Annotated in this window: 17 protein-coding genes, 1 tRNA gene and 2 pseudogenes; 12 read left to right on the top strand and 8 right to left on the bottom strand. The window is 54.8% G+C overall.

Features of this window, described 5'->3' with window-relative positions:
* Position 1: 1 nt before the first annotated feature.
* The 5 genes and pseudogenes from fdxH to selB all read left to right on the top strand — a co-directional run.
* A complete protein-coding gene (gene fdxH, locus WKR14_RS02400) occupies positions 2-925 on the top strand; it encodes a formate dehydrogenase subunit beta (protein WP_071238702.1) in 924 nt (307 codons plus the stop codon).
* On the top strand, positions 922-1563 hold the full coding sequence (locus WKR14_RS02405) for a formate dehydrogenase subunit gamma (protein WP_039033519.1): 642 nt from the start codon (positions 922-924) through the stop codon (positions 1561-1563). The genes fdxH and WKR14_RS02405 overlap by 4 nt, the downstream gene beginning before the upstream one ends.
* The gene (fdhE, locus tag WKR14_RS02410; protein WP_039033518.1) at positions 1564-2478 is read left to right on the top strand and encodes a formate dehydrogenase accessory protein FdhE; all 915 of its coding nucleotides are present in this window, start codon (positions 1564-1566) and stop codon (positions 2476-2478) included. It abuts the gene before it with no gap.
* 67 nt (positions 2479-2545) lie between these two features.
* Positions 2546-3967 carry an L-seryl-tRNA(Sec) selenium transferase gene (gene selA, locus WKR14_RS02415; protein ID WP_071238746.1) on the top strand — a complete coding sequence of 474 codons (1422 nt, stop codon included), beginning with the start codon at positions 2546-2548 and terminating at the stop codon, positions 3965-3967.
* Positions 3964-5799, top strand: a pseudogene (selB, locus tag WKR14_RS21345) (selenocysteine-specific translation elongation factor); the annotation flags it as partial. The gene selA and the pseudogene selB, both read left to right, overlap by 4 nt.
* Before the next feature lie 69 nt (positions 5800-5868).
* On the opposite strand, the gene WKR14_RS02430 reads toward selB, so the two are convergent.
* Positions 5869-5963 (bottom strand) — tRNA-Sec (locus WKR14_RS02430).
* Positions 5964-6104: 141 nt separating this feature from the next.
* Here WKR14_RS02430 and fdhD point away from each other — a divergent pair.
* The 5 genes from fdhD to WKR14_RS02455 all read left to right on the top strand — a co-directional run bounded on the left by fdhD (position 6105) and on the right by WKR14_RS02455 (position 10746).
* Positions 6105-6941 (top strand): formate dehydrogenase accessory sulfurtransferase FdhD, encoded by an 837-nt coding sequence (gene fdhD, locus WKR14_RS02435; protein ID WP_071238705.1) that lies wholly within the window; start codon positions 6105-6107, stop codon positions 6939-6941.
* 304 nt (positions 6942-7245) lie between these two features.
* Positions 7246-8460, top strand: a complete 1215-nt coding sequence (yedE, locus tag WKR14_RS02440; protein WP_039033515.1) for a selenium metabolism membrane protein YedE/FdhT — start codon at positions 7246-7248, stop codon at positions 8458-8460.
* Positions 8460-8693: a sulfurtransferase-like selenium metabolism protein YedF gene (gene yedF, locus WKR14_RS02445; RefSeq protein ID WP_025010175.1), complete on the top strand. Its 234-nt coding sequence runs from the start codon at positions 8460-8462 to the stop codon at positions 8691-8693. Before yedE ends, yedF begins: the two co-directional genes overlap by 1 nt.
* A 242-nt stretch (positions 8694-8935) precedes the next feature.
* On the top strand, positions 8936-9916 hold the full coding sequence (locus WKR14_RS02450) for an NAD(P)H-quinone oxidoreductase (protein ID WP_165564392.1): 981 nt from the start codon (positions 8936-8938) through the stop codon (positions 9914-9916).
* Positions 9917-10341: 425 nt separating this feature from the next.
* Complete coding sequence (locus WKR14_RS02455) at positions 10342-10746, top strand: hypothetical protein (RefSeq protein WP_071238709.1); 405 nt, start codon at positions 10342-10344, stop codon at positions 10744-10746.
* A 95-nt stretch (positions 10747-10841) separates the two neighbouring features.
* Here the strand turns inward: WKR14_RS02455 and WKR14_RS02460 are convergent, their stop codons facing one another.
* The 6 genes from WKR14_RS02460 to cutA form a co-directional block, all read right to left on the bottom strand.
* Complete coding sequence (locus tag WKR14_RS02460) at positions 10842-11300, bottom strand: DUF2391 family protein (RefSeq protein ID WP_373296803.1); 459 nt, start codon at positions 11298-11300, stop codon at positions 10842-10844.
* Positions 11237-12268: an aldose epimerase family protein gene (locus WKR14_RS02465; protein ID WP_286996308.1), complete on the bottom strand. Its 1032-nt coding sequence runs from the start codon at positions 12266-12268 to the stop codon at positions 11237-11239. The genes WKR14_RS02460 and WKR14_RS02465 overlap by 64 nt, the downstream gene beginning before the upstream one ends.
* A 32-nt stretch (positions 12269-12300) precedes the next feature.
* Positions 12301-13452 (bottom strand): galactokinase, encoded by a 1152-nt coding sequence (gene galK, locus WKR14_RS02470; RefSeq protein ID WP_165564394.1) that lies wholly within the window; start codon positions 13450-13452, stop codon positions 12301-12303.
* 232 nt (positions 13453-13684) lie between these two features.
* Complete coding sequence (locus tag WKR14_RS02475) at positions 13685-15304, bottom strand: cation:proton antiporter family protein (RefSeq protein WP_101056382.1); 1620 nt, start codon at positions 15302-15304, stop codon at positions 13685-13687.
* 220 nt (positions 15305-15524) lie between these two features.
* The gene (locus WKR14_RS02480; RefSeq protein WP_339087310.1) at positions 15525-17333 is read right to left on the bottom strand and encodes a protein-disulfide reductase DsbD; all 1809 of its coding nucleotides are present in this window, start codon (positions 17331-17333) and stop codon (positions 15525-15527) included.
* Positions 17330-17662 (bottom strand): divalent-cation tolerance protein CutA, encoded by a 333-nt coding sequence (gene cutA, locus WKR14_RS02485; RefSeq protein WP_096141068.1) that lies wholly within the window; start codon positions 17660-17662, stop codon positions 17330-17332. Before cutA ends, WKR14_RS02480 begins: the two co-directional genes overlap by 4 nt.
* Positions 17663-17862: 200 nt before the next feature.
* Here cutA and WKR14_RS02490 point away from each other — a divergent pair.
* A pseudogene (locus tag WKR14_RS02490) lies at positions 17863-18420 on the top strand (FxsA family protein); the annotation flags it as partial.
* Between the two features lie 341 nt (positions 18421-18761).
* Here WKR14_RS02490 and WKR14_RS02495 read toward each other — a convergent pair.
* Positions 18762-20126 (bottom strand): MATE family efflux transporter, encoded by a 1365-nt coding sequence (locus WKR14_RS02495; protein ID WP_224865873.1) that lies wholly within the window; start codon positions 20124-20126, stop codon positions 18762-18764.
* A 249-nt stretch (positions 20127-20375) separates the two neighbouring features.
* On the opposite strand from WKR14_RS02495, the gene WKR14_RS02500 reads away from it, so the two are divergent.
* Positions 20376-20666 (top strand): co-chaperone GroES, encoded by a 291-nt coding sequence (locus WKR14_RS02500; protein ID WP_025010152.1) that lies wholly within the window; start codon positions 20376-20378, stop codon positions 20664-20666.
* The last annotated feature ends 32 nt before the right edge of the window (positions 20667-20698 follow it).

Here is a 20698-nt window from a genome sequence, read left to right on the forward strand (position 1 = left end):
AATGGCAACACAAGATATTATTCGACGCTCAGGCACCTCAGCGGCAACGCCGGCATCGCAAACTCGGATTGGTGATATCAAGCAGGTTGCAAAACTGTTTGATGCGACCAAGTGTAACGGTTGTAAGGCCTGTCAGGTGGCGTGTTCCGAATGGAACGATCTGCGTGAAGAAGTGGGCAGTTTCGAGGGAAGTTATCAAAACCCGATGAAACTCTCCGGCCAGGTCTGGACCTTGATGGAGTACAACGAGGTGATGGACGAGCGCAACAAGTTGCGCTGGCAGTTCACTCACTCAGCTTGTATGCACTGCGCCGATCCAGCCTGTCTCAAGGCGTGTTCGACCGCAGGCGCCATTGTGCAGCACGCCAACGGGGTAGTGGATTTCGATTCAGACAAGTGTGTTGGTTGCGGTTACTGCGCCAGTGCCTGTCCGTTCGATATCCCTAAAATCGACCCCAAGGACAACAAGGCCTACAAGTGCACCATGTGTTCCGACCGCCTGGCGGTCGGGCTGGAGCCTTCTTGCGTCAAGACCTGTACCACAGGCGCACTGCGCTTCGGTACTCGTGAAGACATGTTGTTCTATGCCGACAAGCGGGTGGCCGAGCTCAAGGAGCGTGGCTTTGCCAAGGCCGGGTTGTACAACCCGGAAGGTGTGGGTGGCACAGCGATGATGATGATATTGCACGATGTCACTCAGCCTGAAAGCTACAACATGCCGGAAGATCCGCAGATCCCACTGTCTGTCACTCTGTGGCAGGACTGGGTCAAGCCTTTGGGTACAGTTGGGATCCTGGCAACCGCCGCCGTGGCTTGTCTGCACAAGATCACCGTTGGCCGCAACATAGTCGAAGAGGATCAACCCGGTTATCAGCCGCCTGAGGAAGATCAGCAAGCGGCTCAGAAAGAGGAGGACGGCAAATGAGCAAGCATCACAAGCAAGAGATGATAGTGCGTCATAAGCTGTTTGACCGCATCTGCCACTGGTTCATTGTGGCGGCAGGTTTGGTCACCTTTCTGACCGGGTTTTCGTTCTTTTATCCTTCCTTCCAGTGGATGGGGGCTATTGCGGGCACGCCTCAATTGGCGCGCTTCGTTCACCCCATTGCCGGGTTGTTTATGTGTCTGCCGCTGATGTTGATGTTGGTGCGTTACTACCATCACAACAAGTGGGAGAAGAACGACCTGAAATGGATGCTGTCCATCAAGGATGTGATGTTTGAGAACGAGGACAAGATCCCGCCTATCGGCCATTACAACCCTGGGCAAAAGGTGCTGTTCCGTGCTTTCGTGGTGACCTCCATCGGACTGACGGTGACAGGCTTCATCATGTGGCAGCCTTATTTTGCACCTTATTTCTCAGCCACAACCATTGGCTGGGCGATTCTGGTGCATGCCATCTGTGCCCTCATCATGCTGATTTTCGTGATGGTGCACTTCTGGATGGCGACCTGGGTAGAAGGTTCGGTTGCGGGCATGCTCTACGGCAAGGTCTCCAAGGCCTGGTGCCGTAAGCACCACCCCAGAATGCTGGAAGAAGATTCGGAAGCGGAGAAACACTAAATGAGTCAAACAGCCGAGATACCCCTGGCCCCCGGCAGCGAGTCGCCGCTGGAGCTCAAACCACTGAAAGCCGCCGATCCTGTCAGCGTTTATCTGCGCAGAGCCAAGCGTCTGGAAGTGTTGGCCAAGGACTCGCCGCTGGCTGATTACCTGGAGCTGTGTCGCCGTTTGGTCGCCGTACAGGCCAAACTGGCGGCGGAGGAAGACTTCGGCCTTCCTCCCGCCTGGGACAAGTCCGAGGGATTGCCCCTCGCAGACTTGGGCCCCAGTGCCGACAGCTATTGGCAGAGTTTGCTGCAGCAACTGCTCAGTGAACTCCTGCCTCAGGTGGATGAGTCGGTCGCCCGGGTGCTGCGTCTTTTGATGCAACAGGCGCCCGAGCAATTGAGTGCCTGGGGGCAGGCGCTGCGTCAGGGCAACCTGAGTGCAGTGCCCGCCAGGTTCAGTCTGTTTCTGTGGGCTGCCATGGGGCTTTATTGGTCTCACTGGGCGCCGGCAGTCATTCAGCGCATGGATCAGCGCCAGGTCAAACAGCAGAGCCTGTGTCCGGTTTGTGGCAGTCATCCGGTTGCCAGCGTGATAGTCGATGAACCCAGAGCCGGTTTGCGTTATCTGCATTGCAGCCTGTGTGAGAGCGAGTGGCACTTCATACGTGCCCATTGCACTTGCTGCGGGCATGACAAGGAGATGACCCTCTGGTCTTTGGACGACTATCAGGCCGAAGTTCGCATCGAAAGCTGCGAGGCTTGTCATGGTTATACCAAGATGATGTTCCTCGAAAAGTCACCGCTAATGGATGTGGCCGCCGACGATTTGGCAACCCTGATGCTCGACAGTCAGCTCAATGAGAAAGGCTATGGTGCCACCACAGTCAATCCCTTGTTGCTGGCTCACGAGACGGAAGACAGCGAGTAACTAGCTCGTTAGTAACGAAAGCCGGGAGGGCTTAGGCCCTCCCTTTATTCAGTCAATGATGAAACAGATGATGACCCAAACTGCCGATACCCTCAAAGACCTCTATCGGGCTTTGCCTTCCATGGATAGCCTGCTGGCCGAGCCAGCACTGGCTCCGCTGCTGAGCCGCTTTGGCAAGGCCGCCGTCAAACAGGCGCTGGATGGACAACTTCGGCTGGCAAGAGCCGGGATAGGCCGTGAGCAACGCCTGCCCGACTGGTGTCACTCACACCAAGCCTTGTATGGCATTTTGGTTGATCAGCTGTCCAGCGATTATCGCCACAGTTTAAGGCCGGTATGGAACCTCACCGGCACCCTGCTGCACACCAACCTGGGACGGGCGCAGCAGTCCGAGGCGGCCATCGAGGCCGTTACTTCTGTGATGCGTTACCCGACCCCACTGGAATTTGAGCTGCAGGCCGGCAAGCGCGGCCATAGAGACAATGCCGTCAGCTCGCTTATTCACCGCCTCACCGGCGCCGATGCTTGCTGTGTGGTTAACAACAATGCCGCCGCCGTGCTGTTGATGCTGTCGGCGGTGGCCGCCGGTAAAGAGGTGATAGTTTCCCGCGGTGAGCTGGTGGAAATAGGCGGCGCCTTCCGGATCCCCGATATCATGCGTCAGGCCGGAGTGACGTTAGTGGAAGTGGGCAGCACCAACCGAACCCATCTCAGGGATTACGAGCAGGCGATAACCGACAACACCGCCGCCATCATGAAGGTGCACACCAGTAACTATCATATTCAGGGCTTTACCGCCTCGGTGGAAGAGTCACGGCTGGCGACATTGTGCCGCGAGCATGATATTTCGCTGATCTCGGATCTCGGCAGCGGCTCGCTCACCGACTTGCGCCGCTTCGGGCTCAAGCAGGAACCTACTCCGCAGGCGATGCTGGCCGATGGCGTCGATTTGGTGAGCTTCTCCGGCGACAAGCTGCTCGGTGGCCCTCAGTCGGGATTAATAGTCGGCAAACAGTCGCTTATCAATAAGTTGCAAAGCCATCCGCTCAAGCGGGCGCTGCGCTGCGATAAGCTGATTCTGGCGGCGCTGGAAGCCACACTGATCCACTATCTCAACCCTGAAACCCTGGATACTGAACTGCCTATGATGGTCAAGTTCGGCCGCAGTCAGCAGCAACTCAAGCTGCTTGGCAGCCGTTTGCACCAGGCGTTGCAGCCCCTGTTTGCCCCCGGTTATCAACTGCAGCTGGTGGAGTGCCGCACCCAGGTGGGCAGCGGCTCACAGCCGGATACCTTCCTGCCTTCGGTGGCACTGGCGTTCAGTGCCAATCCGGGGGCTAGCCTGATTGAGCTTGAGCAACATTTCAAGCAGGCCGAACGGCCGGTGATCGGCCGGATCAGCAATGAGCAACTGCTGCTGGATCTGCGCGGGGTCGACGATGAAGCCGAGCTGCTGGCCGAGCTGAGCACCTTGGGAGTGTCGCTGTGATCTTGGTAACCGCTGGCCATGTAGACCATGGCAAGACCAGTCTTATTCGGGCCTTGACAGGGCAAAATACCGACAGATTGCCGGAAGAGAAACGCCGCGGCATGACCATAGATCTGGGTTATGCCTTTATGTCGTTTGCCGACGAACAACGGCTGGCCTTTATCGATGTGCCGGGTCATGAAAAGTTTATCAACAACATGCTGGTGGGCGTCAGTCATGCCAGACACGCGCTCTTGGTGCTGGCCTGTGATGACGGCGTGATGCCGCAGACCCGCGAACACCTGCAGATTTTAGCCATGTTGCCGCTTGAGAGCCTGACACTGGTGCTTACCAAGAGTGACCTGGTGGAGCGGGCCCGCATCGATGAAGTGGTTGCAGAGAGTGAGGCTCTGCTCTGTGAGTTTGCCCTCAAGGCCTCCGGTGTGTTTAGCGTTTCGGCCAGCAATGGCCAGGGGATTGAATCGCTGAGGGACCATATTCTGGCGCTGGCAGCGAGCGAGCTGCAGCATGAGAAGGCTTGCGTTGCCGCAGACGCGCAGCAGGCCTTTCGCCTGACCCTGGATCGCGCCTTCAGTGTCAAAGGCGCCGGTTGGGTGGTCACGGGCACAGTGATCAGTGGCAGTGCCAATGTTGGTGATAACCTTTATAGCTCGGGTCAGAAAGACAAGCTGAGGATCCGCGGCATTCACTGCCAGGGACAGGAGTCGCAGACGGCGTTGCCGGGCACCCGGGTCGCCCTCAATCTCAGTGGTGTTGATAACCACAGGGCGCCGCAACGCGGCGATTGGCTCAGTAGTTTGCCCCAGCCGGACGCCTGTGGTCGCCCTGTGGTGCAGATCCGCGCCTTTGAGCCTGTGACTCACTGGCAGAGCGTACATTGCCACCACGGCGCCGATCATACTCTGGGACGCATATCCCAGTTAACCGAGGCCGATGAGCGCGGCTACTGCCTGGCTGAGCTGGTGCTGGATAAGCCGCTGTTGTTATGTCAGGACGACCCTATAGTGCTGCGTCACGCCAGTGGCAAGCACACCCTGGGCGCCGGTAGAGTGCTGGCGCTGACAGTTCCCAATCGCAAGAAACGCACCGACGAGCGGCTCGCTCTTATTGGCTGTCTCGCCGATGCCGAAACACCGGCCACTGCACTGGCTTACCTAGGTAAACAGCAGGCCTTGGCTGTGGCTGACTTGGCCTGGCGCTGGCAACTGACTGAAGCCGGTCTGACTCGACTCATTCAGGAGGCCAGACTCAGCCGCCACGGCGGCTTCCTGTTGGCACCTGAACTGCTGGAAGCCGAGCAACAGCTCTATTTGTCACTGCTGGAGCAATACCATCAGCAGCACCCGGATCAATTGGGGTTGGGGCGCAATCGCCTGTTGCGTATGAGTCACAGCAAGTTCCCCTTGCCACTGGCCAGTTTGATCCTGGAGCGCCTCTGTCGCGATCGCCGCATGGTGCTGCGCGGCGCCTTGTTGCAGTTACCGCAGCACAGAATGACCTTGGACCCTCAAGCCGAAGCCTGTTGGCAGCGTTTATCCCCCTGGCTGGAACAGCAGGATACTCCTGTGTGGGTGACTGAGATGGCCGAATATCTTGAGCTGGAGCCGGGTGAGCTGCGGCCGCTGTGTTTCCAGTTGGTGCAGCAAGGGTTTATTACCGCCGTGGTGAAAGACAGATACCTGCTCAGCAGTAAGCTGTGTCACTACGCCGATCTTATTCGCGGTCATTTAGCGCAAAAGGGGCAACTGGAAACCGCTGAGTTCAAGGCGATGATAGGTCTTGGTCGCAAAGTGAGTATCCAACTGTTGGAGTTTTTCGATCGCAGCGGTTTTACCCGCAGGAAATATCGCAGTAACAGTCGGGAGATCCGGGACGCTGAACTTTTCTGGTCCCATGAAGATTGGCGGAAGAACATAGGAGTCGAACCTACCCGGGACTGCTGGCAGCCCCACCCGGATTTGAAGTCCGGACGCCTCACCGGAGACGACGTTCTTCCATCGAAAGACAGGGAGATAATAGAAAATGAATTCAGTTGAAGCAACCCTGTTTTTATTTACTTTATGAGTTTGTGATATAGCTCTTATTTTATTTTAAAGTCTGTAAATTTTTATTATTTAGATAGGTTCAGAGGGTACTTATGGATTATTATTCGCATGACGTTGTCACCGAGAAACAAGTCACCCTTATGGAACAAGGGCAGGCTTCGGAATTAACTGACTATTTAGCGAACGAAGTGAGAATCGCCCTGGTATATAACGGCATTTCCCATACAGTAATGTTGGCCAGTCCGCAGGATCTTGAAGCCTTTGCTATCGGCTTTACTCTGTCGGAGCGTATAGTTAGAAACATAAATGAAATCAAGGGTGTTGAGCTGGAATATACCGAAGAAGGTGTGCTGGTTCAGATTGAGATAACCCAAAGATGTTTCATGGAATTAAAGCAACAAAGACGCAATATGGCCGGTAGAACCGGTTGTGGACTTTGCGGTGTTGCCCAACTTGAAGAAGCGGTTAAACCTGTTATTCGAGTTGATAATGGTGCCGAGTTTAATATCAACAATTTAAAGGTTGCTTTGAATTTTGTTAAGGACAATCAACAGCATTTTAAATTAACTGGCGCCACCCATGCTGCAATGGGTTTAAATAATGATGGGCATATTATTGATGCCTATGAAGATATTGGAAGACATATAGCACTGGATAAGTTAATTGGTGCCTTTTCACAGAAACATGCCGAGCGGCCAATCGCGGTTTTATTGACCAGCAGAGCCAGTTTCGAGATGGTGCAAAAGGCTGCCAGTGCCAATATTCAGATTCTTTTTGCCATGTCCGCCGTGACCTCACTGGCGTTGGAGTTGGCCGAGAAGAGCAACATCACGCTGGTGGGCTTTTGCCGCAACGGTCGTGCGACGCTCTACACCCATGGTCACAGACTGACGGGGTTGAGCCGCGATCGCCTGGCCAAGGCCATTTAAGTAAGTAAAGACAAAGTCCTCGCGGGACTTGTTCGCCCTTTCTTTAGCACAGCGCCTACTGTCTGCTCATCATCGTTGTTAAACACTGTTTATGGCCGGTCGGAACCCAGTTTCGGCCGGTCTTTAGTGCTTTGATGATGCCAGACAGCCGTCGTTTGCTGCACTCCAGCGGTTTTATCGCCGTAAAGGCATGAAATAAGGTGCGACAGGTCAGTTGCTGTGGGCTGTTTGTTCGCACCTTACAAAATGGTTGACGGACACCCAGTGTCCGTTTTGGCAAGGTCTCGTTCATTAGGGTAATGACATGACATGGCAACAATTTAAACAACAATATCTGGTCCGTTTTTGGGCTCCCATGCCGGCTGTTATCGCTGCTGGTATTCTTTCCACTTACTATTTTGGTCTGACCGGTACCTTCTGGGCCGTGACCGGCGAATTCACTCGCTGGGGTGGCCACTTGCTGCAAATGCTCGGTGCCGAGCCGGAAACCTGGGGTTATTTCAAGGTGATAGGTCTGGCCGGTACGCCGCTGGATCGCATCGACGGCATGATGATTATCGGCATGTTCGGTGGCTGTATCGCCGCGGCGCTATGGGCCAATAACGTCAAGCTCAGAATGCCACAGAGCCGGGTGCGCATCATGCAGGCCCTGGTTGGCGGCATCATTGCCGGCTTCGGCGCCCGTTTGGCCATGGGTTGTAACCTGGCGGCCTTCTTTACCGGTATTCCGCAGTTCTCGCTGCATGCCTGGTTCTTCGCGCTGGCCACTGCCGCCGGTTCTTACTTTGGCGCCAGGTTCACCTTGCTGCCCATGTTCCGCATTCCGGTGGCGCTGAAGAAGGTCACCAAGGCCAGCTCGGTCAAGCAGGATGAAAACCAGGCCAGAAGGCGTTTTCGTATCGGTATGCTGGTGTTTATCGGCATAGTCGGTTGGGGACTCCTGACCCTGTTCAACGCACCCAAGCTGGGTATTGCCATGCTTTGCGGTGTCGGTTTCGGTCTGCTGATTGAAAGGGCACAGATCTGCTTTACCTCGGCATTTCGCGACATGTGGATCACCGGTCGTACCCATATGGCCAAGGCGATCATCATAGGTATGGCGGTCAGTGCCATAGGGATTTACAGCTATGTGCAACTAGGGGTTTCACCCAAGATCATGTGGGCTGGTCCCAACGCGGTTATCGGTGGCTTGCTGTTCGGTTTCGGTATAGTGCTGGCCGGTGGCTGCGAAACCGGTTGGATGTACCGCGCCGTGGAAGGGCAGGTGCACTTCTGGTGGGTTGGCCTGGGTAACGTTATCGGCTCCACCATTCTGGCCTACTACTGGGACGACTTGGCCGAACCACTGGCCACCAGTTGGGACAAGGTCAACCTGCTTTCCAGCTTGGGGGACAAGGGCGGCTTGCTGGCCACCTACCTGATGCTGGGCCTGGCGTTTGTCGCCATGCTCGCCTGGGAAAAACAATTCTTTGCCCGTAAAGCCAAACGGGATGCACAACTGACTGCGGAGGCCGCGTAATGAGCCAATATACTCCTGATTACCAATTGGATATGGTTGGTGAACCCTGTCCTTATCCCGCCGTTGCCACCCTGGAGGCCATGCCCCAGCTCAAACCCGGTGAAATTCTGGAAGTGATCAGCGACTGCCCACAGTCGATCAACAATATTCCATTGGATGCCAAGAACCACGGTTACAAGGTGCTGGAGATAGAACAGAACGGCCCGACTATCCGTTATCTGATCCAGCGCTGAATTAACATTAATTTCCGCTGTTTCAATCGTTCAAAGACGCTGCTTTTGCAGCGTTTTTTTATGCGGGTTTAACGTATGGCGGTTGCGAGGCTTGGTATTGGGGCATCATAACTGTTCAAATATTGAGATTGCCGAACGCGGCGAGACAATGGCCGCCATGACTCTATGTCAGATTTGCACTGCAACGAGTTAAAGGCAAATATAAGCTGTGGTTCGGCTCTTCCCTACATCAAGGAGCAGTAATGAAACAGGTTATTTTTGATACTCCAGGGCAACCGGAAGTGCTCTATTTGGCTGATGCCGAGATCCCTACTCCCGGCCCGGGGCAGGTGTTGATCAAGGTGGCTGCGGCCGGTGTCAATGGTCCGGATTTGGCCCAGCGCAAGGGCAACTATCCGCCCCCGGCAGACGCTTCTCCCGTGCTGGGACTGGAAGTAGCCGGTGAGATAGTCGCGTTGGGGCAAGGCGTAGACCAATGGCAGACCGGACAAGCGGTCTGTGCCCTGGTGCCGGGTGGTGGTTACAGTGAGTATGTGCTTACCTGGGCGGGTCATTGCTTGCCTGTGCCCAAGGGCTGGAGCTTGGAAGAGGCCGCTGCGATTCCCGAGACCTTCTTTACCGTGTGGGGCAATCTGTTTATGCGAGCCAGGTTACAGCCAGGCGAGACAGTGCTCATTCACGGCGGTTCGGGCGGCATCGGCAGCAGCGCCATTGCCCTGGCCAAGGCTTTTGGTGCCAGAGTACTGGTGACTTCCGGGAGCCCGGAGAAATGCGCCTGGTGTCGGCAACTGGGAGCCGAGCTGGCGATCGATTATCGACAACAAGATTTTGTTGAACCTGTACTGGACTGGACCCAAGGCAAGGGGGTCGAAGTGGTGCTGGATATGGCTGGCGGCGACTTTGCCAACAAGAACCTCAAGGTACTCGCCTGTGATGGCCGCATGGTGTCTATTGCCATGCAAAGGGGAGCCAGGGCTGAAGTGGATATCTTTCGCCTGATGGCCAAACGCATTGTTTGGACCGGCTCAACCTTAAGGCCTCAAAGCGTCGCGGCCAAGGCGGCAATTGCTGCCGAACTCAAGGCCAAGGTCTGGCCGTTATTGAATGAAGGTGCCCTGAAGCCACATATCTTTGCCAGCTTCCCGCTGCAAGACTGCATTGCGGCACACCACTTGTTGGAATCCGGCAATCACTCGGGCAAGGTGGTGCTGACACTGAAGTAAGTAGCTACTGACGCGCCACTCCCTATGGCTGCTGAATATTCCTTCGGCAGCTTTTTCTTCATTGTTGCTGGTTGGCTGTAACATGCAGCCTTAAGGCGTTTGCGTGCAAAATTCAACTTGCCCTGGTGGAAATTTCGGCTAAAGTCCTTTGTGAGAGCACTCTAGGGTGCTGTCATGAAAAATTAATCGTTATTTAGTTGGAAAAATCACGGTTTGCAGCATTGATTCTCGGAAAGATTCTGTAAGAATACGCACTTGAAAACGCCACCTTCCAAAGGTGGAAACCTATTTGTGGCAAAGTGAGCAGTAGTGCGCTTCTTTGGCCGAAAAACTTTAGGGAAGGCGTGAGCAAGTCTAGGCACAAAGCGCAGCGACTTATTGGCAACTTCTCTGGTGTATGTGTTGATTTAAGGGTATTGGCATATATGTATAACACTGCAAAGAAACAAGTTTGGTATGGCGAGCTCAGAACCGCACGTGGCAATGCTATCGTCGTCCATGACAATCAGTTACCCGAAGCCTCTCCTGGACGTATCTACCTGTTCAACTCTCAGCGCAATGCGATTATTGAATATGTGGAAGATATAGTTAAACCCAACTTGCATGAGCTGGGTGAGGATGAAGCCAAGGCTGCCGAGCGTGAGTTCGGTAGTGCGTTCAAAGCGGTCCGCAGCGAGTTTATGCAAAAGCAGCAGGCCAGAGTCAATCTGAACAACGTCAAAGACAGCGCTCCGGCGCGTAAGCCCAAGCCGGAACCTGAGGTCGAGGTTGAAACCGACAACATGGGTGATGATTTCGATGACGATTGGGATGACAGCTTCGACGACTGATATCCTTCTGCCCGGCCGTCCGTCTTCAGTTTACTGAAGCGGTGGCCCGGGTATACCGGACAGTCGAATACTGACATTAGCTATTGGATAGCCGATTATTCTTTATCGAAGCTATCGACTATGATGGCGCCCATAGAGGCAGGCATGGCGATCAGCAGGGTGCGCTTCAGCGCCAGTAAGGGATCGCTCAATAATGGCCATTTATCCAGGGCCAGTAAGACGACACTCACCACCAGCAAGGTCAGGGCATAAGCCAGCAGGATCCGCAGCCAAAATCCCCACACCCTGGCCTTGATATTGGCCTGAAACACACTCTGATAGGCAAACAGGGCGATAAAGCTCAGGCTTAATACCACCACCAGTACCAGATTCAGCACCGGCAGATTGGCCGCCAGCATCCAGGCTTCCTCGGAAAAGGAGATGGGCACGGACAAGGCAAAGGCGCCTATGCTGATCTGGCCGAGATCCTCGGCGTTGAAATAGAGTTTGGTCATGCCTGGGTGTCGAACTCGTAGCGGCTCAAATGATGATAGATTTGTCCGGGCGTTATCCAGGGATCGCCGTGCAGCTGTGGCTGATTGGCGCCGTCCGGCAGCATTTGTGGCTCGAGACAGACCCCTTGCCAGGCCTTCATCGCCTGGCCCTTACGACCCTTGACGCCTTCGAGCCCGGCGCCTGTGTAAAGCTGCACTCCGGGTTGATTGGTATACAGTGTCAGGCCGCGACCGGATAGCGGCGCGCTCAAACGGCCCACACGCCAGAGCTCATCTTTCTGTTGCCGGCTGATAAAGCAGTGATCCAGCCCTTGGCCGGCGGCCAGTTCCGGCTGTCCAAGCAGCATCTTGAGTGCCTTGCCCTGACTGAGATCCAATATGCCGCCTTGGGTATCGATTATACCGCTGGGAATGCCTTCAGAGTCGGTTGCCAGGGCTTTGTTGCTATCGAGTTGCAACTGGTGCTCACTGATATCTGCCCGGCCATCGAGGTTGAAATAGCTATGCTGGGTCAGGCTCACCGGGCAGTCTTGGCTGCTTGAGGCCATAAACTCCACAAACAGGTTGTTGCCCGCCAGGCGATAGTCCAGTTGTACCCGGCATTCTCCGGGAAAGCCCATGTCGCCATCCGGGCTTATCAGGCTAAGGCGCACCCCGTCCGGCAATGTGCCCAGTTGCCACTGGCGCCGATGAAAGCCTTCGCGGCCGCCGTGCAGACAGTGGCCGTTGAAGTTCTTATCCAGAGAAAAAGTCTTGCCGCGGTAGTTGATTTGACCTTGCTTGATGCGATTGGCGTAACGCCCTACAGCGGCGCCCAAACAGGCGTCCTGAGCCAGATAATCGGCCACAGAGTCACAGCCAAGCACGATATTGGTTCGTTCACCGTGGCGATCCGGTGCCCACAGTGAGCGAATAATGCCACCGAGACTGAGCACTTCCAGTGCCAGAATGCCGTTATCGATTCTGAGTCTTTCTATCTGTCCGCCGCGGGGATCTTCCCAATTGTCGAGTGCGCTGAAACGTATCATCTGCTACTTCCTTTTGGCTTTAGGGCTACAACTCAGTCCAGGCGGCTGGCTCCGTCGCTGGGGCTGCACAGGTACACACTGACCTCCAGCTCGGTTTTGGCCGGATATTGCTGTTCGACGGCGGCGATCACCTTGTCGGTCAACTCATGTTCCACCAGGGCTATGACGCAGCCGCCAAAGCCCTTGCCTGTCATTCGTACTCCACCGCGTTCGCCGACGACTTCGGTTATCAATTCCACCAGGGTATCAATTGCCGGATGGCTGATTTCAAAGTCATCGCGCATCGAGCGGTGCGATTCGGCCATCAGTTTGCTGAGCCTGGCGATATCGCCCTGCTCCAGGGCGCGACAGGCGCTCTGGGTGCGTTGGTTTTCACTGATCACATGGCGGGCGCGGCGAAAGGCAACCGGGTCCAGTTCATCCTCGGCGCTTTGCAGCGCCCTGAGCGACAAGTGGCGCAGGGTATCCAATCCGAAATGTCCGGCCACCTGTTCGCAATGCAAGCGGCGCTCGCCAAACTCTTTGTTGTGAGCGATGGAGGGTAGGCCGGAATTGATGATCAGCAGACTGAGATCCTCGGGGAAGGGCACGCTTTCGCAGTCCAGATCCAGGCAATCGATCAGCAGCGCTGCACCGGCTTCGGCCATGGCACAGGTGATCTGATCCATAATGCCGCAGCTATGGCCGACATAGTGGTTTTCACCTCGCTGTGCCAGTTGTGCTATGGCCAGTGGCGACAAGTGCAGTTGACTGGTGTCATTGATGGCGGTGCCGAAGGCGATTTCCAGCGAGGCCGACGAGGCCAATCCGGCGTTGGCGGGCACATTGCCGATCACTGCCAGGTCCAGGCCACGAGCCGGCAGACCACTTTGGGCCATGGCCGAGGTAAAGCCCTTGAGGTAGCTGACCCAGCCCTCATCCTCGTTCATGCTGCCTTCATCGCCATAGTGCCATTCAAAAATGCCGGGAAAGGCACCTGATACGGCGCGGAACTTGTCGTCGTCACGGCGCTTGACCGCGATCACTGTGTGAAAGTTGATTGCCGCCGGCAGCACCAGACCTTCGTTATAGTCTGTGTGTTCCCCGATAAGGTTGACCCGTCCGGGGGCCTGATACAGGGCATCGGGCTTGGTGCCGAAGGTTTTGACAAAGAGTTTTGTAACGCTGGGGGCAGGATTCGACATGCTCTTATGGATTCCGCAAAAAAACGCTCGAACAGCAACATAAATGACTGCTTTTTTGTTGTTATATCATTTCTGTCACTGAGGTGTAAGTGAGATTTTTATCCCGGTTGCATTCCAGGGGGGATTGGGGGTATTCGGAAAGATGAAAGGAAAAAGCCTCACCCGCCGTGAGTGGACAGGGTGAGGCTCAAAGCCGGTACTGATAAGTGACGCTTTTCGCTTGCGCCGAGTATCAGGAAACCGCTTTCTTGGCGTCGGCTTCCTTGACGGTTTCGGCCGCCAGCAGTTCACAGACCACATGCTCGACGAAACCGGCACCGGCGGCTTCATAGAGGTTGTAAACACTGTGTACGCCGGATTCACGCAGCGCCACACCTTCATCACCATATTGCACTATGGCGCTGATTTTGCCTTGGTAATTCAGTTTCTTGAGTTGCTCAACCGCAAACATGTTACCCGCATGATACGGCATCGCCAGCAGCACCAGCTCAAGCCCTGGAGCTCGGTCGAGTTTTTCCCAGAAGTCGGTATCCGAGGCATCACCTTGCACTACGTTACGCCCTTGCTCGCGGTGGAAATCCACCAACTCCTGTTTGTGTTCAATACCCAGAATCTCGCCATCGAATCTGGCCTTAAGCTCATCATAGGCACCTGAGCCTATGCGCCCCATCCCCAGAATAAGGAAGCGCGGATTGCCCACGGGGATCTGCCTGTCTTCCGGGTGCAGCGGGTGCTTCTCGAGTTTTACCAGTTTCTGTTGGTACTTCTGGTAGATGTTGCCCACCATGGCGTTGAGTGGTGCCGCCAATACAAAACTGAAGCTCAGTGCCACGGCAATGATCACCAGCCACTGAGAGGGTAGCCAGCCTTTGCTGGTGGCCACCGCAGCCACAATCAGGCCAAACTCACTGAAGTTACCCAGGTTGAATGAGCCCAGCATAGAGGTGCGCGAGCGCAACTTGAAGCGGGTGAGGATATAGACAAACAACAGGATTTTCAGCGGGATCAGCGTCACCAGCAATACAGCCAGCATAATATCTGTCACGCTCGGCAGACCGTTGAGACCTATGGTGAGGAAGAAGGCCACCAGAAACAGTTCTTTAAAGTAGAACAGTGACTTGGCCAGTTCGGATGCCTTTTTGTGTCCTGCCAGCAGTATGCCTATGATCAGCGCGCCAAGATCCGGTTTTAGCCCCACAGACTCAAACAGCCAGGCGCCGACCACCAAAGCCATCACCAAGCCGAAGAGTACCAGGAGTTCACCGTGGCCGACCTTATCAAAGGCTCTGTATATCAATGGTTTGGCTAACGGTAGTAACAGAAGTGCCAGCGCCCATATCGAGGGAAACTCGCCCTTGGAAATGGTCAGGAACAATACCGCAAAGATATCCTGCATAATCAGAATACCTATAGCGACCCGGCCGTAGAGGGATTGCATATCGCCCTTGTCTTCCAACACCTTGACCGCAAACACAGTACTGGAAAAGCTCAGGGCAAAGGCCAGCAGGGTCAGCTGTTCGACCGTAAGATTGGTCAATTGCACCAGGCCAACCAGCCCCAGCAGTTTGAGAATAGGGACAAAGATCACCATGGATAACATCAGGTGCAGGCTGGAGCCGGCCCAGACTTCGGCCTTGAACAGGCTGCGGATATCCAGCTTGAGGCCTATGGCAAACAGCAGCAGGGTAACCCCTAAGTTGGCCAGTTCGTTAAGCATTGGCAGGCTGTCATTGTCTACTCCCAAGGTATAGAGCACAAAGCCGGCAGCCAGATAGCCGATAAGCGGTGGTAAATTGATGCGGTTGACCAGCATGCCGCAGGCCAAGGTAATAACAAGAATTGCTGGTTCCATTTTTATTCTTTCGGGAAAAATGATGGCTATTTGAAGGGTATTCTATAAGAAGAGCATTAAATTTAAATAAAAAAGCGAACTTATCTGCTGATAAGTTCGCTTTTCCAAAAGTATTGGTGCTTAAGTAAGGTGTCTGCAAGTCCCATATCTGCTTCGGGTGGGCCTACAGACTAGTGCTCCTTAGTAAAGAGCCTAGATCCTTTGCCAAGGTCCCTGAACGCTAATTTTCGAGCAGTATGTCCAGGTGGGCGGCAAACTCTTTCGGGGCCATGAAACCTGTCACTCTCAGCTCATTTTTCAGCTGGCCCTGCTCATCGATAAACAGCAGTGTCGGCAGCCCCAGCACATCGTAGGCTTCCAGCAGGGCGACATCGGTTTCATCCATGGCGGTCACATCGGCCTGCAGCAGCACCATCTGTTCCATCCGCTGTTTAACCTCGGCATTCTTGAAGGTGATCTGCTCAAACTCCTTACAGGCCACACACCAATCGGCATAGAGATCCAACATCACCGGCTTGCCGGCGGCCTTGGCATCCGCCAGTTCGCTCTTGAAGTCTTCAAGCGACTTGATCCGTTTGAAGGTATGATGCTCGGCTTGCTGCTGCCCCATGAAGTGGTAGCCCATGGCGCTCATAACCGCCTGGAAGCCATAGGAGAAGCTCGACAGCAACAGCAGGGTCAGGATCACGCTGCGCACTGTCTGTTTCCAGTTGAACTGGCTCAGCTTGTTCTGGTGCATCAGGTAGCCGACAAAGACGATGGCCCAAACAGACCACATGAGATCCGACACCAATCCAGGCCAGATACGGCCCAGCATTATGATGGACACGGCCACTAGCAGGAAACCGAACACATGCTTGATTATGTTCATCCAGGTGCCGGCGCGCGGCAGCAACTTACCGCCCGAGGTGCCTATCAGCAGCAACGGTAGTCCCATTCCCATGCTGAGAATATAGAGGGTTAAAAAGCCCTGCAGCAGATCGCCGGTTTGCGCCACGTACACAAGTACCGCCGATAAAGGCGCCGTGGTACAGGGCGAGGCCACCAGGCCCGAAAGTACCCCCATGACGAATACGCCCAGCAGATTGCCACCCTTTTGTTTGTTGGAGAGGCTGTTCATCTTCTGTTGCCAACTGGCGGGCAGGCGCAGCTCATAGAGACCAAACATAGACAAACTGAGTACTACAAACAGTATGGCTATGGTGATCAGCACAGCCGGGTGTTGCAGCGCCGCCTGATACTTGAGGCCGGCCGAAGCCACTACCAACCCCAGCAGCGAATAGGTAATAGCCATACCCTGCACATAAGCCATCGACAGGGTAAAGGCCTTGCGGGTGGAGACTTTCTGCCCCTGGCCGACAATGATCCCCGATAGAATGGGATACATGGGGAACACGCAAGGAGTCAGTGCCAGACCTATCCCCAACACGAAGAAGGTCAGGTAGTTGAGTAGGGTGCTGTCGCCGGAGAGCAGTTTATCCAGCAGGTTATCCTGTTGGGTTACCGCCTGGCCCTTGGGAGCCGGCGCTTTTGCATCGGCGCTCTTGTCGGTATCGGGCAGTATGCCATCATTGGCCGCCACAGGTTTAAGCAGGGCGTCTCTGGTGGTCGGCGGGAAGCAGAGCTTGCCTTCGGCGCAGCCCATAAAGGTGACGGATAACTTGGCGGCTTCACCTGCCTCTTTGATGGCAACTGGAATTTCGATGAAGGAGTAGTACACCTGCTGCTCACCGAAATACTCATCCGTGTGGCCCTTGCCCTGGGGCAGGGCTATCTCGCCCAGTTCACCGCCATCTATGCTGAACTTGAGTTTGTCGCGGTACATGTAATAGCCGTCGGCTATCACCCAACTGAGCTTGACCTTATTGCCTTGCTGACTGAAGTCGAAGGCGAAGGCCTGATCCACGGGCATCAGCTCAGGTTCACTCTTGAGAAAATCGAATTGCTTGTTGCCAAAGATCCCATCGGCCTGAACCAGTGGGCTGAGAAGCAACAGGCTGCCTAGCAGCAGGGTAAGTATTTTCTTCATAGCTTAGTGTTGTCTTTTATCCAATCCAGATAGGCGGGCAGCCCATGACTGATGGGCACAGCAATAATTTCAGGTACTTCATAGGGATGCAGCTCGAGTATTCTCTGCTCCAGCCTGGGGTAGGCGCTAGCCAGACACTTGAGCTGCAGACTGACTTCAGCCTCCTGGCAGAGTTCGCCCTGCCAGACATAAAAGGAATCCACAGTCTGGCTCACCTGAGCACAGGCCACCAGCGACTCGCGCACCAAGGTTGCGGCCAGGCTTTTGGCACTGTCTGTATCCGGGCAACTGCAAAAAACCAGCAGCGCTTGTTGAGATTTTATGTCCATAATGAGCGGGTTAAATTAAACCTGACTTAAGCCAAGGGGATTAAAATCGAGCGTCTACTTTACGTGTTTTGCCGCAGGCTTGCATTAAGGCTTTGCTGAAACAGTGAGCTTAAGCGCCAAACCCGCTGCAGGCTGCGGACTTGAAATCAGACCGGGTTATCCCCATTTAGTTTTCAACTACTGCAAAAAATGAGGCCTACATGCCATTTCTGATAATGTTGATCATCTTTGTGCTGATCCCTGTCGTCGAACTCTCGGTGCTTATCCGGGTTGGCGAAGTCCTGGGCAGCTGGAACACTGTGGCATTGGTGATCCTCACCGCGGTGGTCGGTGTTTCTCTGGTTCGTAGCCAGGGCTTGAGTACCCTGATGTCGGTACAGAAAAAATTGGCCGTCGGTGAAGCGCCGGGGCAAGAGATAGTCGAGGGCATGATGCTGGCCATGGCCGGTATTCTGCTGCTTATTCCGGGGTTTGTTACCGACCTTATCGGTCTTATTCTACTGACCCCTATCACTAGGGCACCGCTGGCGCGTTATTTCTATCAGCGGATGCAGCTCAAGGTGGTTGCCAGCGCTCAATTCAGAGCCGGTCCGAACCCCTTTGAGCCACCTCATCAAAGAGGTCAAGGCGGTGATGTATTCGAGGGCGAGTTTGAGCGCAAGGCCGACCCTTCCGATAAGCGTCCTGAGAGCCATCAGCTGGAAGAAGAGAGCCCTCAGCTGGAAGAAGAGAGCCCTCAGCGAGGTGAAAATGGCCCTCAGCGAGGTGAAAATAGCCCTCAGCGTAATGAAGGCCATCAGCAGCAGGATACGGAAGATAAAACAGACCAAGATGATAGTCGGCCCGGCAGCGCAGGTGATCGGCACAAACACTGATAAAAAAGACCTTCCGCTCGGAAGGTCTTTTTTATTCACCCCTCATAACTTGCAGCGCTGGTTGGAGAAATTTATCACTTATTTATCAGTGGTTTATCACTGTGTCAGTGGCTACTTCAGCTCTTTGAACAGGCGCCGTAACAGTGGCCGCGGCGTCAGTTTTCGGATACTGTGGCGGCAACCACAGCCGTACATACTCTCAGCTCTCTGGCGTCGCCAAGCGCTTATCCCTCGTTGGGGCAGGGAGATTTGATTTTCTGCGGCTCGCTGATATTGCTGGCCAGATAATAGCTGGCAATGCCCATGAGTATGTTGGTCAGCGGCAGCGCCAGCATCAGGCCTTTTACCCCACCGAGGAAGGCGCCCAGCGCCGCCAGTGGCAGCATCAACAGGAACAGGCGACACAGGTTCAGCACCAGTGAGGCCATGGGTCTGTGATAGGCGTTGAGCGAGGTGGCCACTATGATCACCACGCCAAGAGGGCCGTAAGCGGCGGGCAACACCAGAATATAGAAGCTGAGCCATTCCAGCACCTGAGGGTCGGTACTGAACAAGGCGGCAATTTGCGGCGCCAGCAGCGCCAGCGGAATATACAGCAGGGTCTGGAACAGGAGCACAAACTTCAGCGCCAGCAGCAATGCCTCACGGGCACGCTCTTTCTGACCGGCGCCCAGATTCTGGGCGATAAAGGGCACCAGGCTGGAAGACAGCCCCATCACCACAATCAGCAGCAAAGATTCCAGCCGGGTACCGGCACCGAAGGCGGCTACGGCGGCGTGATCTATCCTGGCCAGCATGGCCATCATCACGGCATTGGCCAGGGGGTTGATCATATTCATCAGCGCCGCCGGTTGGGCGATATGGGCCAGCTGTTTCCAGTTATCGACAAAGCGGCTGAAACACCAACCCGCGGCCACCAACATATGGCGTTTGACCACCAACAGATAACTGGACAGCGACAGCGCCATCAGCCAGGAGATCAGGGTCGCCACGGCGGCACCTTGAATTTCCAGCCTGGGGAAAGGGCCGATACCAAAGATCAGCAGCGGATCGAGGATCAGGTTAATCAGCGCCGCCAGCGACAAAATCGCCGCCGGTGAGCGGGTGTCGCCAGTGGCTCTCAGGCCCTGATTGCCCACCATCAACAGCACCAGTAGCGGCGCCCCCAGATACCAGAGATTCATATACTCATGCACCAGCGGCAGTATGTCGTCTTTGGCGCCCAGCAGAGAAAACAGCGGCTCGATACACAAACTGCCCAGCAAGGATAGCCCGGCAGTCAAAATAAAGGTCAGCAGCAGGGCGTCGTGCAGAAACACCTTGGCCTTGGGGGCGTGCCCGGCGCCAATCAGGCGCCCCAGATTGGTGGACACTCCGGCGCCTATGCCGATGGCAATACTCGACACCACCAGGGTCACGGGAAAGGTGAAGCTGATTGCCGCCAGCGCCTCTGTGCCCAGCTTACTGATGAAGTAGGTGTCTACCAGGTTGAAGCCCAGCACGGTGAGTATTCCTAACATATTGGGAACACTCATATTAAGCAGTACACGACCTATCGGCTGACTGAGCAGCCCGTGTCTGTCTCTCATGGCCCGTATCTGCCTCTTGTGAAATGGATGAAGTCAATCGTGCGGAAGCGCGATTCTAACAGGATTGCCCTGGCTTTAAAAAACGAGGCTCAAAAATTTTCAAAAAATTTTGAGCTGTCCCCTTGGAAGTGCCAAATACGGCCCCCATATAAGCCAACATCAAGCGGCTAAAGCCAATTGGCACGGCCGCCTTTTACATCAACCATGAACCGCCTCATATTGGGCAAAAATCATTAGGAGAATCCATCGATGAATATTCGTCCATTACATGACCGCGTGATCGTCAAACGCCTGGAAGTTGAAAGCACTTCGGCCGGTGGCATCGTACTGACCGGCAGCGCAGCCGAAAAGTCTACCCGTGGTGAAGTACTGGCTGTTGGCAATGGCCGTATCCTGGAAAACGGTGACATTAAGCCATTGGACGTGAAGGTAGGTGACGTAGTGATCTTCAACGAAGGTTACGGTGTCAAGAAAGAGAAGATCGACGGTGAAGAAGTCCTGATCTTGTCAGAAGCTGACCTGATGGCCGTAGTGGAATAAACCACTCGAACCATTAAAGACCTTCCAAAGTA

The sequence above is a fragment of the Shewanella chilikensis genome (genome assembly GCF_037953065.1).
Lineage (GTDB): Bacteria > Pseudomonadota > Gammaproteobacteria > Enterobacterales > Shewanellaceae > Shewanella > Shewanella chilikensis.